16 protein-coding genes are annotated in these 13,753 nt (G+C 68.7%); 13 read left to right on the forward strand and 3 right to left on the reverse strand.

Translation table 11 applies throughout. The annotated features are described in order from the left end of the window. Positions 1–23: 23 nt before the first annotated feature. Positions 24–596 carry an MPT63 family protein gene (locus tag G6N66_RS07735; RefSeq protein ID WP_085236263.1) on the forward strand — a complete coding sequence of 191 codons (573 nt, stop codon included), beginning with the start codon at positions 24–26 and terminating at the stop codon, positions 594–596. Between the two features lie 94 nt (positions 597–690). After that, positions 691–1,626 carry a lysophospholipid acyltransferase family protein gene (locus G6N66_RS07740; RefSeq protein WP_085236117.1) on the forward strand — a complete coding sequence of 312 codons (936 nt, stop codon included), beginning with the start codon at positions 691–693 and terminating at the stop codon, positions 1,624–1,626. A gap of 30 nt (positions 1,627–1,656) precedes the next feature. On the opposite strand, the gene G6N66_RS07745 is transcribed toward G6N66_RS07740, so the two are convergent. Together G6N66_RS07745 and mbp1 are read right to left on the reverse strand one after the other, a co-directional pair. Beyond that, the gene (locus tag G6N66_RS07745) at positions 1,657–2,382 is read right to left on the reverse strand and encodes a winged helix-turn-helix domain-containing protein (protein ID WP_139825516.1); all 726 of its coding nucleotides are present in this window, start codon (positions 2,380–2,382) and stop codon (positions 1,657–1,659) included. 172 nt (positions 2,383–2,554) lie between these two features. Beyond that, complete coding sequence (mbp1, locus tag G6N66_RS07750; protein ID WP_085236113.1) at positions 2,555–2,791, reverse strand: microaggregate-binding protein 1; 237 nt, start codon at positions 2,789–2,791, stop codon at positions 2,555–2,557. Positions 2,792–3,108: 317 nt separating this feature from the next. Here mbp1 and pyrH point away from each other — a divergent pair, with 317 nt between their 5' ends. The 6 genes from pyrH (at position 3,109) to G6N66_RS07780 (ending at position 8,009) form a co-directional block, all read left to right on the forward strand. Then, a complete protein-coding gene (gene pyrH, locus G6N66_RS07755; protein ID WP_085236111.1) occupies positions 3,109–3,855 on the forward strand; it encodes a UMP kinase in 747 nt (248 codons plus the stop codon). A gap of 63 nt (positions 3,856–3,918) precedes the next feature. Further along, positions 3,919–4,476, forward strand: a complete 558-nt coding sequence (frr, locus tag G6N66_RS07760) for a ribosome recycling factor (protein ID WP_085236109.1) — start codon at positions 3,919–3,921, stop codon at positions 4,474–4,476. 22 nt (positions 4,477–4,498) lie between these two features. Further along, positions 4,499–5,407 (forward strand): phosphatidate cytidylyltransferase, encoded by a 909-nt coding sequence (locus G6N66_RS07765; RefSeq protein ID WP_085236107.1) that lies wholly within the window; start codon positions 4,499–4,501, stop codon positions 5,405–5,407. Between the two features lie 23 nt (positions 5,408–5,430). Next, positions 5,431–6,516: a 23S rRNA (adenine(2503)-C(2))-methyltransferase RlmN gene (gene rlmN / locus G6N66_RS07770; RefSeq protein WP_085236105.1), complete on the forward strand. Its 1,086-nt coding sequence runs from the start codon at positions 5,431–5,433 to the stop codon at positions 6,514–6,516. 57 nt (positions 6,517–6,573) lie between these two features. After that, positions 6,574–7,077, forward strand: a complete 504-nt coding sequence (locus tag G6N66_RS07775; protein ID WP_085236103.1) for a protein disulfide oxidoreductase — start codon at positions 6,574–6,576, stop codon at positions 7,075–7,077. A gap of 5 nt (positions 7,078–7,082) precedes the next feature. Continuing rightward, positions 7,083–8,009 (forward strand): cytochrome c biogenesis CcdA family protein, encoded by a 927-nt coding sequence (locus G6N66_RS07780; RefSeq protein ID WP_085236101.1) that lies wholly within the window; start codon positions 7,083–7,085, stop codon positions 8,007–8,009. Here the strand turns inward: G6N66_RS07780 and G6N66_RS07785 are convergent. After that, positions 7,913–8,167 carry a DUF2631 domain-containing protein gene (locus G6N66_RS07785; RefSeq protein WP_085236099.1) on the reverse strand — a complete coding sequence of 85 codons (255 nt, stop codon included), beginning with the start codon at positions 8,165–8,167 and terminating at the stop codon, positions 7,913–7,915. The genes G6N66_RS07780 and G6N66_RS07785 overlap by 97 nt on opposite strands. Before the next feature lie 77 nt (positions 8,168–8,244). Between G6N66_RS07785 and dxr the strand changes: the two genes are divergently transcribed. From dxr to G6N66_RS07810, 5 genes are all read left to right on the forward strand, one after another. Continuing rightward, positions 8,245–9,411 carry a 1-deoxy-D-xylulose-5-phosphate reductoisomerase gene (gene dxr / locus G6N66_RS07790; protein ID WP_139825515.1) on the forward strand — a complete coding sequence of 389 codons (1,167 nt, stop codon included), beginning with the start codon at positions 8,245–8,247 and terminating at the stop codon, positions 9,409–9,411. Then, positions 9,408–10,631 (forward strand): M50 family metallopeptidase, encoded by a 1,224-nt coding sequence (locus tag G6N66_RS07795; RefSeq protein WP_085236097.1) that lies wholly within the window; start codon positions 9,408–9,410, stop codon positions 10,629–10,631. The genes dxr and G6N66_RS07795 overlap by 4 nt, the downstream gene beginning before the upstream one ends. An 11-nt stretch (positions 10,632–10,642) precedes the next feature. After that, positions 10,643–11,770, forward strand: coding sequence for a flavodoxin-dependent (E)-4-hydroxy-3-methylbut-2-enyl-diphosphate synthase (gene ispG, locus G6N66_RS07800; protein WP_085236258.1), 1,128 nt, complete (start codon positions 10,643–10,645; stop codon positions 11,768–11,770). 50 nt (positions 11,771–11,820) lie between these two features. After that, entirely contained in the window at positions 11,821–12,675 is an 855-nt protein-coding gene (locus G6N66_RS07805; protein ID WP_085236095.1) for a GNAT family N-acetyltransferase, read from the forward strand. A gap of 79 nt (positions 12,676–12,754) precedes the next feature. Continuing rightward, on the forward strand, positions 12,755–13,660 hold the full coding sequence (locus G6N66_RS07810) for a hypothetical protein (RefSeq protein ID WP_232079229.1): 906 nt from the start codon (positions 12,755–12,757) through the stop codon (positions 13,658–13,660). Positions 13,661–13,753: the final 93 nt, after the last annotated feature.

Below are 13,753 nucleotides of genomic sequence, written 5' to 3' on the forward strand. Positions count from 1 at the left end.
TGGAGAAGATTAAGGAGCCAATCGTGAAGTTCACATCGACCACTGTCAAAACGGCGCTAGGTGCCGCGGGAATAGCTGCGGTAAGCGTTTTCGCCGCGGCAACCGCTTCGGCGGCGCCGCCGAACATCCAGGGATTCGGCACAAGCGAACAGCTGATCGACGGACCAATGGTTACCTCCTACACCGTGAGCAACCTGCAGCCCAGCAACGTGGTCATCCCCGGGTTCACCCCCAAGGGGACGCTCTACCAGGCCGACGTTGTTGCCCGGTCCGACAGTGGAATCGTCACCCCGCAGGTGCGCGACTTCAGCGCGCGCGGGCCCAACGGCCAGACCTACAAGCTGGTCGACAGGGTCGAGGTGCCGAACGGGCTGAACCCGGCGCCCATCGCCCAGGGCAGCGAGTCGAGGGGCACGCTGTACTTCGACGTGACCGGCGCGCCGCCGAACGGCGTCGCCTACAACGACGGACTGCAGGACATCCTGTTGTGGACGTCGAACGTGCCGGGCAACCCGGGGCCTGGCACGCCGCCTAACAGCGGCCCGGCGCCCGGCGGGCTGCCCGGCCCGGCGCCCGCCCCGGCGACGCACGCCTAGTCCGGTTGCCAAAGCCTCCCCGCGCCACACAATTGGCGCGGGGTGGTTTGCGTCTGCGGGCATTCAGCGCGGCCGAATGGGGTACCCGGCAGAAATGACCGACACCGACCACAGGCCAACCGAATTGCGTGAGCAAGCGCAGCAACACGCCGACCGGGCGCGGGCGTCCATGCAAGACAAACGAAATAAGCAGGACGGCGGGTTGGGCGGCTGGGTGGCCGAGCGGGCCGGCGCATGGGACCTCGAGGGGCAGGACGAGACCGCGCTGCAGCGTCAGAAGTTCTTCTGGAACCTTCTGGTCGACTATTGGTTTCGGATGGAGATCGACGGTTGGGAGAACATCCCCGAACCGCCGGCGCTGTTGATCGGCATTCATTCGGGCGCGCCCTTCGTGTGGGACGCGTGGACGGTTGGCCTGCAGTGGTGGCGGCGCTTCGGTCCGGATCGCGTGCTGCACGGCACGGCGCACGACGCCCTGATGGCGATCCCGGGCATCGGGCGCTACTTCCGTTCGATGGGTGTGCTTCCCGCGGCGCCCGACGCCATCGCGACCGCACTGGCCGAGGGCCGCGACGTGGCGCTGTGGCCCGGCGGGGAGGTGGACTCGCTGCGGCCGTGGACCGAACGTGACCGCACCAACCTTGCCGGCCGAAAAGGCTTCGTAAAGATGGCGATTCAGGCCGGGGTGCCGATCGTGCCGATCGCGACCGTGGGTGGCGCCGATGCCATGCCGGTGCTGATCCGCGGCGACGGCCTGTCGCGGTTCTTGCGGCTAGACCGGCTGCTGCGGCTCAAGGTTTTTCCGCTGGCGATCTCGCTGCCGTGGGGCATCGCGCCGGCGGCCCTGCCGCAGCTGCCGTTGCCGGCCAAGATCAGGACCCGGTTCATGCCGGCCATCGAGCTGGACCACGACCCGGAGCGCGCGGCGGACGACGGCTACGTCGACCGCAAGTACCGCGAGGTCCAGGACAGCATTCAAAAGGGGATGGATGCGCTGGCGCGCAAGCGTGCGTTACCGGTTTTCGCGTGAAGCAGTTGCGAAAAGCGTTGTCAGAAAAGGCTATTGGGCGATCGAGTCCGGTGGCGTCCAGACGGGAATCGGCGCTGAATCGCTGATGATCCATTCCGGTTGCGGTGGCGTCAGCGCCATGTAGCCCACGCCGCGGACGGTGTCCACTATCGATTCGTACTCGGGTCCCAGCTTTGCCCGCAGCCGTCGCACGTGAACGTCGACGGTGCGAACGCGTCCGCTGGCGTCATAACCCCACACCTCATGCATCAGGCGGGTACGGCTGAACGCCCGACCCGCGTGCTGCACAAGGAAAGTCAACAGCTTGAACTCGGTCAGTGTCAGGTTCAGTTCCTTGCCCGCCAGCGTTCCCGTGTAGCTGGCCGGGTGCAACATCAGGTCGCCGAATTTCAGGGTGCCCTCCAGCCCGCTGCGCCGACGCGTGATCGCCAGCCGCAATCGCGCCTGCAACTCGGCCGCTCCGGCGGCGGGCAGCATCACATCGTCGAAATGCCAGTCGACGTCGACCGCCACGAAATCGGCCGGCGCCACGACGGCCACGACGGCGACCCCCGGCGCGTTGGCCGTCAGGCGCCGGCAAGCCCGGCGCGCCGCGGCCAGGTCGGTGCGCGCATCGATGACCGCGACATCGGACCCCACGTAATACCCGTCGGTGAGGTCGGTCAGCGGGGCGTGGCGGATGGACCGCGCAAACGAATTCAGGGTTGGCAGCGCCGATTCGAAGTCGTCCCCATTGGTGAGCAATAAAACATCCAACAGAACAGCTCCCAAACCCGTATGACCGGACATCCGAGCGGACGTCGCCAGCGCGTCGGTGATTACCCGGTACGTCCCGGAACTATTCCAAATTTGTCTAACGCATTATTTCGCCAGACAGATCGACGGGCCCGGCCCAGGTTCCCGGGCCGGGCCCATCCTTCGATCAGGCTTACTGGTTGCTCTTCTGGCGCTCCTCGGCCGCCTTGGCGGCCCCGCGGGCCGCGTCGGCCTCGGCTTCCTTCTTGCCCGCGTCGCGCTGCGCTTCGCCCTTGTCCTGCTGGGCCTCGCCCTCGCGGGTGAGGTCGTCGCGACCGGTCACCGCGCCGACGGCTTCCTTGACCTTGCCTTTGACGCCCTCGACGGTGCCCTTCACTGCCTCAGCAGGTCCGCTCTTGTTGTCCGCCATGAATCAATTCCTCCCCAGTGGCGTGCGTGGTTTGAGCCATCCAGCTCGATGCGGCCATGACCCCCGAGTCCTGATTCTTAAGACCGCGCCGTGGTCGGCCGCGATCGTTCGCATTCCCACGCCACGCGGCGGCCAAACATTCCCGCCGTGTGGGCGGTCCGGGCACCCCGCCCACGTCACCGGGCGGTGATGAGGCAGGATGGAGCTGCCGTCCCAAGGTCGCCCGCCGCAGGTGCGGGATGGTTTCGGGATGACCCGAGATGGCCCCGAGATGGCCCAGAGAAGGCCCCGAGGAGGCCTTGTACGCGAGGAGTCTGATGGCGGAGCCTGAGCCGACGAGCGCCAACGGCGCACCAAGAAACAGATACTCGAGGGTGTTGCTCAAACTCGGCGGCGAAATGTTCGGGGGCGGGCAGGTCGGGCTGGATCCCGACGTCGTGGCGCAGGTGGCCCGCCAGATCGCTGAGGTAGTCCGCGACGGTGTACAGGTCGCGGTGGTGATCGGCGGCGGCAACTTTTTCCGCGGCGCGCAGCTGCAACAGCGCGGCATGGAGCGCACGCGTTCGGACTACATGGGCATGCTCGGCACCGTCATGAACAGCCTTGCGCTGCAGGACTTCCTGGAGAAGGAGGGCATCGCCACCAGGGTGCAGACCGCGATCACGATGGGGCAGGTGGCCGAGCCCTATATCCCGCTGCGCGCGGTCCGCCACCTGGAGAAGGGGCGGGTGGTGATCTTCGGCGCCGGCATGGGGCTGCCCTACTTCTCCACCGACACGACGGCGGCGCAGCGGGCACTCGAGATCGGCGCCGACGTGGTCCTGATGGCCAAGGCTGTCGACGGCGTGTTCACCGCCGATCCGCGGGAGAACCCGCAGGCCGAGTTGCTCACGGTGATCACTCATCGCGAAGTGATCGACCGCGGGTTGCGGGTGGCCGATGCCACCGCCTTCAGCCTGTGCATGGACAATGGCATGCCGATCCTGGTGTTCAACCTGCTGACCAATGGCAATATCGCTCGGGCGGTCGCCGGTGAGAAGATCGGAACGTTGGTCACCACCTGAGGGGAAGGCACCCATGCGCGCTGAGACGATGCAGAGCGCGCCGATGAGGAGGAGCAGCGCAAGATGATTGACGAGGCGCTCTTCGATGCCGAAGAGAAAATGGAAAAGGCCGTGTCGGTGGCCCGTGACGAGTTGTCCACGATCCGCACCGGGCGCGCCAATCCGAGCATGTTCTCCCGGATCGTCATCGACTATTACGGCACGAACACCCCGATCACCCAGCTGGCCAGCATCAATGTGCCCGAGGCCCGGCTCGTCGTGATCAAGCCGTACGAAACCAATCAGCTGCACGCCATCGAGACGGCCATCCGCAACTCCGACCTCGGGGTGAACCCCACCAACGACGGCACCCTGATCCGGGTGGCCGTCCCGCAGCTCACCGAGGAACGTCGGCGTGAGCTGGTCAAGCAGGCCAAGCACAAGGGCGAGGAGGCCCGGGTCTCGGTGCGCAACATCCGCCGCAAGGCGATGGAGGAGCTGCACCGCATCCGCAAGGACGGCGAGGCCGGCGAGGACGAGGTGGCCCGCGCCGAGAAGGATCTGGACAAGACCACCCACCAGTACGTCACCCAGGTCGACGAGCTGGTCAAACACAAAGAAGGCGAGCTGCTGGAGGTCTAGCGGCCGCTCAGCAACCGATTCCGTGGCAAGCACCGACGCCGACGAAGGCACCCCGCCCGACGAGCCGGCTGCTAGGAAGGCGTCCCGGGCCGGACGGGACCTGCCCGCCGCCATCGCGGTGGGAGTCTCGATCGGTGCGGTACTCATCGCGACGCTGGTGTTCTACCCGCGCGGATGGGTGGTCCTGTGTTCGGGGGCCATCTTCGTCGCCAGCCATGAGGTGGTGCGCCGGCTGCGCGAGGCCGGATACGTCGTCCCCGTCATCCCGCTGCTGATCGGTGGGCAGGTCACCTGCTGGCTGACCTGGCCATATGGCGCGCGGGGCGCGTTGGCCGGTTTCGGAGCCACGGTGGTGGTCTGCATGTTCTGGCGGCTGTTCATGCAGGACGAAAGCAGGCAGCACGATTCCGACGGCGGTACGCCGCCGCCGTCGAACTATTTGCGCGACGTGTCGGCGACGATCTTTTTGGCCGCGTGGGTTCCGCTGTTCGCCTCCTTCGCGGCGTTGCTGGTCTACCACCCGCACGAGGGCGCCGGGCGGGTGTTCTGCTTGATGATCACAGTGGTGGCCTCCGATTCGGGCGGCTACGCGTTCGGGGTGCTGTTCGGCAAGCATCCGGTGGTCCCGGCGATCAGCCCGAAGAAGTCGTGGGAGGGATTCGGCGGGTCGTTGCTGTGCGGGATCGCGGCGGCGTTTCTGACCGCGACCTTCATGGTCCACCGGCCGCCGTGGGAGGGCGCCCTGCTGGGAGCCGTGCTGGTCGTCGCCTGCGCGCTGGGTGACCTGGTGGAGTCTCAGGTCAAGCGCGACCTCGGCATCAAGGACATGGGCCGGCTGCTGCCAGGCCATGGCGGCCTGATGGACCGGCTGGACAGCGTGCTCCCCGCCGCGGTGGTGACGTGGACGGTGTTCGCGTTGCTGCCCGCCTGAGAAGGCCGATACTGGACAGCGTCATGGTCCAAGAGCTGATGTTCGACGCGCCGCGCGCCGCCCTCCCGCCGCGGCACCTGGCCGACCTCGACGAGCAGGGCCGGGCCGCGGCCGTCGCCGAGCTGGGCCTGCCGGCGTTTCGGGCCAAGCAGCTCGCGCACCAGTACTACGGACGGTTGATCGCCGACCCCCGACAGATGACCGACCTCCCGGCGGCCGCGCGCGAGCTGATCGCCGAGGCGTTGTTCCCGACGCTGATCACCGCGGCCACCGACATCACCTGCGACGCCGGGCAGACCCGAAAAACGTTGTGGCGCAGCACCGATAACACCACGTTTGAGTCGGTGCTGATGCGCTACCCGCAGCGCAACACGATCTGCATCTCGTCGCAGGCCGGCTGCGGCATGGCCTGCCCGTTCTGCGCCACCGGCCAGGGCGGGCTGCGCCGCAACCTGTCCACCGCGGAGATCCTCGAGCAGGTGCGCGCCGGCGCCGCCGCGCTGCGCGACGACTTCGGTGACCGGCTTTCGAACGTGGTGTTCATGGGCATGGGGGAGCCGCTGGCCAACTACGCCAGGGTGCTGGCCGCGGTGCGGCGCATCACCGAGCCGTCCGGTTTCGGCATCTCGGCCCGCTCGGTGACGGTGTCCACGGTCGGGCTGGCACCGGCGATCCGCAGGCTCGCCGACGAACGGCTCGGGGTGACGCTGGCGCTGTCGCTGCACGCGCCCGACGACGAACTGCGCGACACGCTGGTCCCGGTCAACAACCGGTGGAAGATCAGCGAGGCCCTCGAGGCCGCGCGGTATTACGCCGAGGTGACCGGGCGGCGGGTGTCGATCGAGTACGCGCTGATCCGTGACGTCAACGACCAGCCGTGGCGGGCCGACCTGCTGGGCAAGCGGCTGCACGGCGCGCTCGGGCCGCTGGTGCACGTGAACCTGATTCCGCTCAACCCGACGCCGGGCAGCGATTGGGATGCCAGCCCGAAGCCGGTCGAGCGTGAGTTCGTCCGACGGGTGCGGTCGAAGGGGGTGTCCTGCACGGTGCGAGACACCCGTGGGCGCGAGATCAGCGCCGCGTGTGGCCAGCTGGCCGCCGAAGGGTGAACCACCGGGGCTCTGGGTACGTCTCTTAGCTGTAAGACCAGCAAATGAGGGGGCACCATGATTCGCCTGTTTTCGCCGCTCCGGTTCATTGTGGCGGCCATGCTCGCGGCCGTCCTGATCGTCGGGCTGGCCGAGGCGCCCCGCTCGGCGGCGGCCGACGAGCGGCTGCAGTTCACCGGAACCACGCTGGGCGGTGCCCCCTTCAACGGCGCCAGCCTGCAGGGTAAGCCGGCGGTGTTGTGGTTCTGGACGCCGTGGTGCCCGTTCTGCAACGCCGAGGCCCCGGGCTTGAGCCAGGTGGCGGCGGCCAACCCGGGCGTCACGTTCGTCGGTATCGCGGCGCACTCCGACGTCGGCGCGATGCAGAACTTCGTGTCGAAGTACAACCTGAACTTCACCAACCTCAACGACGCCGACGGCTCGATTTGGGCCCGCTACAACGTGCCCTGGCAGCCGGCGTGGGTGTTCTACCGCGCCGACGGCAGCTCGACCTTCGTCAACAACCCCACCGCGGCGATGCCCCAAGCCGAGCTCGCCGGCCGGGTGGCCGGGCTGCGCTAACCGCGGTGAACCAGGGGGGTCTTGTCGGCCTGGCCTTCGCCGCCGGACTGGTGGCGGCCCTTAACCCCTGCGGGTTCGCCATGCTGCCCGGGTATCTGCTTCTGGTGGTGCGTGGGGGTCCCGAAGGCGGACCCATCAGGGCGGTGGGCCGCGCGCTGGCGGCCACCGCCGGCATGGCGCTCGGCTTCATGGCGGTGTTCGGATCCTTTGGGGCGCTGACGATTTCGGCGGCCTCCACGGTGCAGCGTTACCTGCCCTACGGCACCGTGGTGATCGGCTTGATTTTGATCGCTCTGGGAATCTGGTTGCTGACAGGTCGCGAGCTGACGGCGCTGACGCCCCGACCGGTGGGGCCGCGCTGGGCCCCCACCGCGCGGGTGTGGTCGATGTTCGGCTACGGCGTGAGCTACGCGATCGCGTCGTTGTCGTGCACCATCGGGCCGTTTCTGGCGGTCACCGCCGCCGGCCTGCGCAGCGGATCGGTGCTCAGGGGCGCGGCGATCTACCTCGCCTACGTCGGCGGCCTGACCCTGGTCGTCGGCGCCCTCGTGCTGGCGGCCGCGACGGCGAGCTCGGCGGTGGCCGAACGGTTGCGCCGCATGCTGCCGTTCGTGAACCGGATCAGCGGCGCGCTGCTGGTCCTGGTCGGGCTGTACGTCGCCTACTACGGCGTCTATGAGCTGCGGCTGTTCCATGCGACCCGGGCCAGCCCGCCGGACGCGCTGATCAGCGCGGCCGGCCGACTGCAGGGCGCGCTGGCCGGCTGGGTGCACCAGCACGGGGCTTGGCCGTGGGTGCTGGCGCTGGGAGTGCTGGCGATCGGCGGGGCGGTCGGCTACCTGATCCAGCCGCGGCGGCGGCCCCACAGGTCGCGCACCAGGATGCCCAGCACCACCGCGGCAAACCCGATGAGGAACAAGTCCTCGACGTGACCGACGTGGTTGCCGCGCAACATGCACAGCAGGAAGACGAACGCGATGAATCCGACGACGTGCCAGGTGCGGTGATTGATCCGGCTCCAGCCCCACGCCGCGGACGGCACCTCGGCGACGTCGACGCCCTGGTAGTGCTCCACCTCGGTGCTTGCCACGTTTACCTCCGGATCGGATTGGCTTCTGGTGTCAGATTCTGGCACAGCCCGAATCGCCGCGCGGAGGGCACAATGGGTTGGTGAGCAACCCCACCCGCCTGCGCGTGCTGGTGCTGGGCAGCACCGGTTCGATCGGCACCCAGGCGCTGGAGGTCATCGCCGCCAACCCGGACCGCTTCGAGGTGGTCGGGCTGGCCGCCGGCGGTGGCAACGTGGACACGCTGCGGCGCCAGCGCGCCGAGACCGGGGTGGGCAACATCGCCGTCGCCGACGAGCGCGCGGCCGAGCTGGTCGGCGACGTCGCCTACCGCGGCCCCGACGCCGTCACCCGGCTGATCGAGGAGACCGACGCCGACGTCGTCCTCAATGCGCTGGTCGGGGCGCTCGGCCTGCGCCCGACGCTGGCCGCGCTGGAATCGGGCGCTCGGCTGGCGCTGGCCAACAAGGAATCGCTGGTCGCGGGCGGTCCGCTGGTGCTGCGGGCGGCGCAGCCGGGGCAGATCGTGCCGGTCGATTCCGAGCATTCCGCGCTGGCGCAGTGCTTGCGCGGGGGCGCCCCCGAGGAGGTCGCCAGGCTGGTGCTGACCGCCTCCGGCGGCCCGTTTCGCGGCTGGGCCGCCGCCGACCTGGAGGCCGTCACCCCCGAGCAGGCCGGCGCCCATCCCACCTGGTCCATGGGGCCGATGAACACGCTGAACTCGGCGTCGCTGGTCAACAAGGGGCTCGAGGTCATCGAAACGCACCTGCTGTTCGGCATCGACTACGACCGCATCGAGGTCGTCGTGCACCCGCAGTCGATCGTTCATTCGATGGTCACCTTCGTCGACGGCTCGACGATCGCCCAGGCCAGCCCGCCGGACATGAAGCTGCCCATTTCGCTTGCGCTGGGCTGGCCCCGGCGGGTGCCCGACGCGGCGCTCTGCTGCGACTTCAGCACCGCGTCTACCTGGGAATTCGAGCCGCTGGACAACACCGTGTTCCCGGCCGTCGAGCTGGCCCGGCACGCCGGGAAGGCCGGGGGTTGCATGACCGCCGTCTACAACGCCGCCAATGAAGAGGCGGCGGCCGCGTTCCTGGCCGGGCGGATCGGATTCCCGGCGATCGTGGGCACCATCGCCGAGGTGCTGCGCGCTGCCGACCAATGGGCCGCGGAACCAGCTACCGTGGATGACGTACTGGACGCGCAGCGCTGGGCAAGGGAGCGAGCGCAGCGCGCTGTCAGAAAGGTCCTAGCAACCCGATGATGTTCGCAATCGGCATTGTGCTGTTCGCGCTCGCCATCCTGATCTCGGTGGCGCTGCACGAGTGCGGCCACATGTGGGTGGCGCGCGCCACCGGCATGAAGGTGCGCCGCTACTTCGTCGGCTTCGGCCCGACGCTGTGGTCCACCCGGCGCGGTGAGACCGAATACGGCGTCAAGGGCGTGCCGCTCGGCGGGTTCTGCGACATCGCCGGCATGACCCCGGTCGAGGAGCTCGCCCCCGACGAGCGGGACCGCGCCATGTACAAGCAGGCGACCTGGAAGCGGGTCGCGACGCTGTTCGCCGGACCGGGCATGAACTTCGTCATCTGCCTGGCCTTGATCTACGGCATCGCGCTGGTGTGGGGGCTGCCGAACCTGCACCCGCCGGCGCACGCGGTGGTCGGCGAAACCGGTTGTGTCGCAAAGGAAGTGGCCGCGGGGAAGCTCGACAAGTGCGACGGGCCCGGGCCGGCGGCGCAGGCCGGGATCCGCGCGGGCGACGTCGTCGTCAAGGTCGGCAACACCCCGGTGTCCAGCTTCGAGGAAATGGCCGCCGCGGTCCGAAAGCTGCAGGGCACCGTGCCGGTCGTGGTGCAGCGCAACGGCAACACGATCACGACGTATGTCACCGTGCAACCCACCCAACGCTTCTTGACTACTGGGGACAACGGCAAGGGCGGCCAACCCGCGCCGGCCACCGTCGGCGCCATCGGGGTCGCGGCGCCGCGTCCGGCGCCGACGCACTACAACGTCGCCACGGCGGTGCCCGCCACCTTCGCCTTCGCCGGGGACCTGACGGTCCAGGTGGGCAAGTCGCTGGTCGCCATCCCGTCCAAGGTCGGCGCGCTGGTGCACGCCATCGGCGGCGGCCAGCGCGACCCGGAGACGCCGATGAGCGTGGTCGGGGCCAGCATCATCGGCGGCGACACCGTCGACCACGGGCTGTGGGTGGCGTTCTGGTTCTTCCTGGCCCAGCTGAACCTGATCCTGGGCGCCATCAACCTGCTGCCGCTACTGCCGTTCGACGGCGGCCACATCGCGGTCGCGGTGTTCGAGAAGATCCGCAACATGGTCCGGTCGGCGCGCGGCAAGGTCGCGGCCGCGCCGGTGAACTACCTCAAGCTGATGCCCGCGACGTACGTGGTGCTGGTCTTCGTTGTCGGCTACATGCTGTTGACGGTGACCGCCGATCTGGTGAACCCGATCAGGCTGTTCCAGTGACCAGCCTGGGCATGCCGGCCACTCCGGCACCGGTGCTCGCCCCGCGCCGCAAGACGCGCCAGCTGATGGTCCGCGACGTCGGGGTCGGCAGCGACCACCCGATCTCGGTGCAGTCGATGTGCACCACCAAGACCCATGACGTCAACGCGACGCTGCAGCAGATCGCCGAGCTGACCGCCGCCGGCTGCGACATCGTCCGGGTGGCCTGCCCGCGTCAGGAGGACGCCGACGCGCTGGCCGAAATCGCCCGGCACAGCGGCATTCCGGTGATCGCCGACATCCACTTCCAGCCGAAGTACATCTTCGCCGCGATCGACGCCGGGTGCGCCGCGGTGCGGGTAAACCCCGGCAACATCAAGGAATTCGACGGCCGCGTCGGCGAGGTCGCCAAGGCCGCGGGCGCCGCGGGCATCCCGATCCGCATCGGCGTCAACGCCGGCTCGCTGGACAAGCGGTTCATGGAGAAGTACGGCAAGGCCACCCCCGAGGCGCTGGTCGAGTCGGCGCTGTGGGAGGCCTCGCTGTTCGAGGAGTACGGCTTCGGCAACATCAAGATAAGCGTCAAGCACAACGACCCGGTGGTGATGGTGGCGGCCTACGAGCAGCTGGCCGCGGCGTGCGACTACCCGCTGCACCTGGGCGTCACCGAGGCCGGTCCCGCGTTCCAGGGCACCATCAAGTCCGCGGTCGCGTTCGGCGCGCTGCTGTCGAAGGGCATCGGCGACACCATTCGGGTGTCGTTGTCGGCGCCGCCGGTCGAGGAGGTCAAGGTCGGCAACCAGATCCTGGAGTCGCTGAACCTGCGGCCACGCTCGCTCGAGATCGTGTCCTGCCCGTCGTGCGGCCGGGCCCAGGTCGACGTCTACACGCTGGCCAACGAGGTCAGCGCCGGCCTGGACGGCCTGGAAGTGCCGTTGCGGGTGGCCGTGATGGGGTGCGTGGTCAACGGCCCGGGGGAGGCCCGGGAGGCGGATTTGGGCGTCGCGTCGGGCAACGGCAAGGGCCAGATTTTCGTCAAGGGCGAGGTGATCAAGACCGTTCCCGAGGCGCAGATCGTCGAGACGCTCATCGAGGAAGCCATGCGGCTGGCCTCAGAGATGGAAACAGCGAGCGGTTCGCCAAGTGTGACCGTAAGCTGATGAGGACCGGCCTATCGGCCGTCTAGTTCGCACCACGGAGAGTTCTGCAGATGTCGGCTCCGCCCATCCTTCGCCTGATCGGCGACCGGCGGGTTTCGGTGGTGCGCGACGCCGCCGCTGCCTGGCGGGTTTTCGACGACGACCCGGTGGGGTCGTGCATGGTCGCGGCGCGGGTTACCGACCACGGCGTCGACCCCAATTCGATTGGTGGAGAACTGTGGACGCGGCGCGGTGCCGAGGAGTCGCTGTGCTTCGCCGGCGCCAACCTGATCCCGCTGCGCGGCGGACCCGCCGACCTGAACGCCTTCGCCGACGAGGCGATGAGCGGTTCGCGGCGGTGTTCGTCGCTGGTCGGTCGCGCCGACCTGGTGTTGCCCATGTGGGAGCGGCTCGAGCCGGCCTGGGGCCCGGCGCGCGACGTGCGCGACAACCAGCCGCTGATGGCGCTGTCGACGTATCCCAAGTGCGAGCTCGACACCGGCGTGCGCCAGGTGCAGCCCGACGAACTGGACGCCTATTTGGTCGCGGCCGTCGACATGTTCATCGGTGAGGTGGGCGTCGACCCGCGGCTCGGCGACGGCGGTCGGGGTTACCGCCGCCGGGTGGCCAGCCTGATCGCGGCGGGGCGGGCGTGGGCGCGCTTCGAGAAGGGTGAGGTCATCTTCAAGGCCGAGGTGGGATCGCAGTCTCCGACGGTCGGGCAGATCCAAGGGGTTTGGGTGCATCCCGAGCGGCGCGGCCTCGGGCTGGGCACTCGCGGCACGGCGACGCTGGCCGCGGTGATCGTCGGCACCGGGCGCATCGCCAGCCTGTACGTGAACAGCTTCAACACGGTTGCCCGTGCCGCATACGACCGCATCGGTTTCACCGAGGTCGGCACCTTCGCCACCGTGCTGCTGGACTGAATTCACCACGGCCGCTTCGCATCTGTCGAGGGTCTGGCCGGGTATCGTGCACACGGAAATTCACCGTGGTGGGGAGCACATGCCGGAGTTCACGACACCCAATCGCCGCGGCGTGCCCAACCCGCTGCACGCCGCGCTGCGCGCCGCGCCCGCTCAGCGCGCCGCGGCCGAGGCGGCGGCGATCGACTTCCACCAGGGCCTGTGGCCCGCGTTGCGCGCCGAGATCCGCTGGGCGTTCACGCCGCCGCGCATCTGGCTCACCGGCGTGGTGGCCAACTTCGTTCTGGCGGTGGGGTGGTTGGCGTTCCAGCGCATGACCGCTGCGCACGTCCAGCACCGGGTCCCGTCGCACTACCACCACGCCGGCGCCTTCCACCACAACCAGATTGACTGGGTGATCCTGATCAGCGCCTACTTCGCCTCGTTCGTGCTGGCCGACGTCACCACGACCAATGTGCTGGGCGCCGATCACCACCGCGTCGCCAAGGGGCTGTCGCAGGGCGCGCCGTTTTGGCGGGTGCTGTTGCTGAAAAACCTGACCCTGCTGGTGATCGTCGGAGTGCCCACCTTGGCGGTGGCGGTGGCGTTGACGCTGTGGAAGCAAACGCCGGCGGACTTGGGCGACACGATCCCCAATGTCGCGGTGCCCGTCGTGTCGTGGCTGGGCGTCGGCAACGTGATCTCGGTGTTGTTGCCGGTCGGCTCCGAACCGCTGATGCAACGCTGGCACGACCGGCGCGACTGGCGTCGCACCGCCACCTGGATTCTCGCGCTGACGCTGCCGTACGCCCTGTACTACGTCGCCGACCCGCTGGGCGGGGTGGAGCACGAAGAGTTGTGGACGACGCTGCCCGCGGCGATCGGACCCATCCTCGGGCGCGACACGAAAAGCTTCGTGCACCTGGGCATCGCCGTCGCCGTCTGGGCGGCGGGCACTCTGTTCGCCTGCTGGTGGGAGCGCCGGCGCGGGCTGCGGTTCAGGTGAGCCCGGGTCACGCTTCGCGAGCCGAACCTGGCTGCGATTTCGGGCCGCGTTTTTCGCAGTGAGGTTGGGTTCGCGGACGTAACAATCCGGTCT

Origin of the sequence: Mycobacterium conspicuum, assembly GCF_010730195.1 — a bacterium.
Classification (GTDB): domain Bacteria; phylum Actinomycetota; class Actinomycetes; order Mycobacteriales; family Mycobacteriaceae; genus Mycobacterium; species Mycobacterium conspicuum.

Bases quoted from the DNA above. Each gene is read 5' to 3' on its own strand.
- G6N66_RS07740 (WP_085236117.1), top strand. From the start codon at position 691: ATGACCGACACCGACCACAGGCCAACCGAATTGCGTGAGCAAGCGCAG.
- mbp1 (WP_085236113.1), bottom strand. From the start codon at position 2,791: ATGGCGGACAACAAGAGCGGACCTGCTGAGGCAGTGAAGGGCACCGTC.
- pyrH (WP_085236111.1), top strand. From the start codon at position 3,109: ATGGCGGAGCCTGAGCCGACGAGCGCCAACGGCGCACCAAGAAACAGA.
- frr (WP_085236109.1), top strand. From the start codon at position 3,919: ATGATTGACGAGGCGCTCTTCGATGCCGAAGAGAAAATGGAAAAGGCC.
- rlmN (WP_085236105.1), top strand. From the start codon at position 5,431: ATGGTCCAAGAGCTGATGTTCGACGCGCCGCGCGCCGCCCTCCCGCCG.
- G6N66_RS07775 (WP_085236103.1), top strand. From the start codon at position 6,574: ATGATTCGCCTGTTTTCGCCGCTCCGGTTCATTGTGGCGGCCATGCTC.
- G6N66_RS07795 (WP_085236097.1), top strand. From the start codon at position 9,408: ATGATGTTCGCAATCGGCATTGTGCTGTTCGCGCTCGCCATCCTGATC.
- ispG (WP_085236258.1), top strand. From the start codon at position 10,643: ATGCCGGCCACTCCGGCACCGGTGCTCGCCCCGCGCCGCAAGACGCGC.
- G6N66_RS07805 (WP_085236095.1), top strand. From the start codon at position 11,821: ATGTCGGCTCCGCCCATCCTTCGCCTGATCGGCGACCGGCGGGTTTCG.
- G6N66_RS07810 (WP_232079229.1), top strand. From the start codon at position 12,755: ATGCCGGAGTTCACGACACCCAATCGCCGCGGCGTGCCCAACCCGCTG.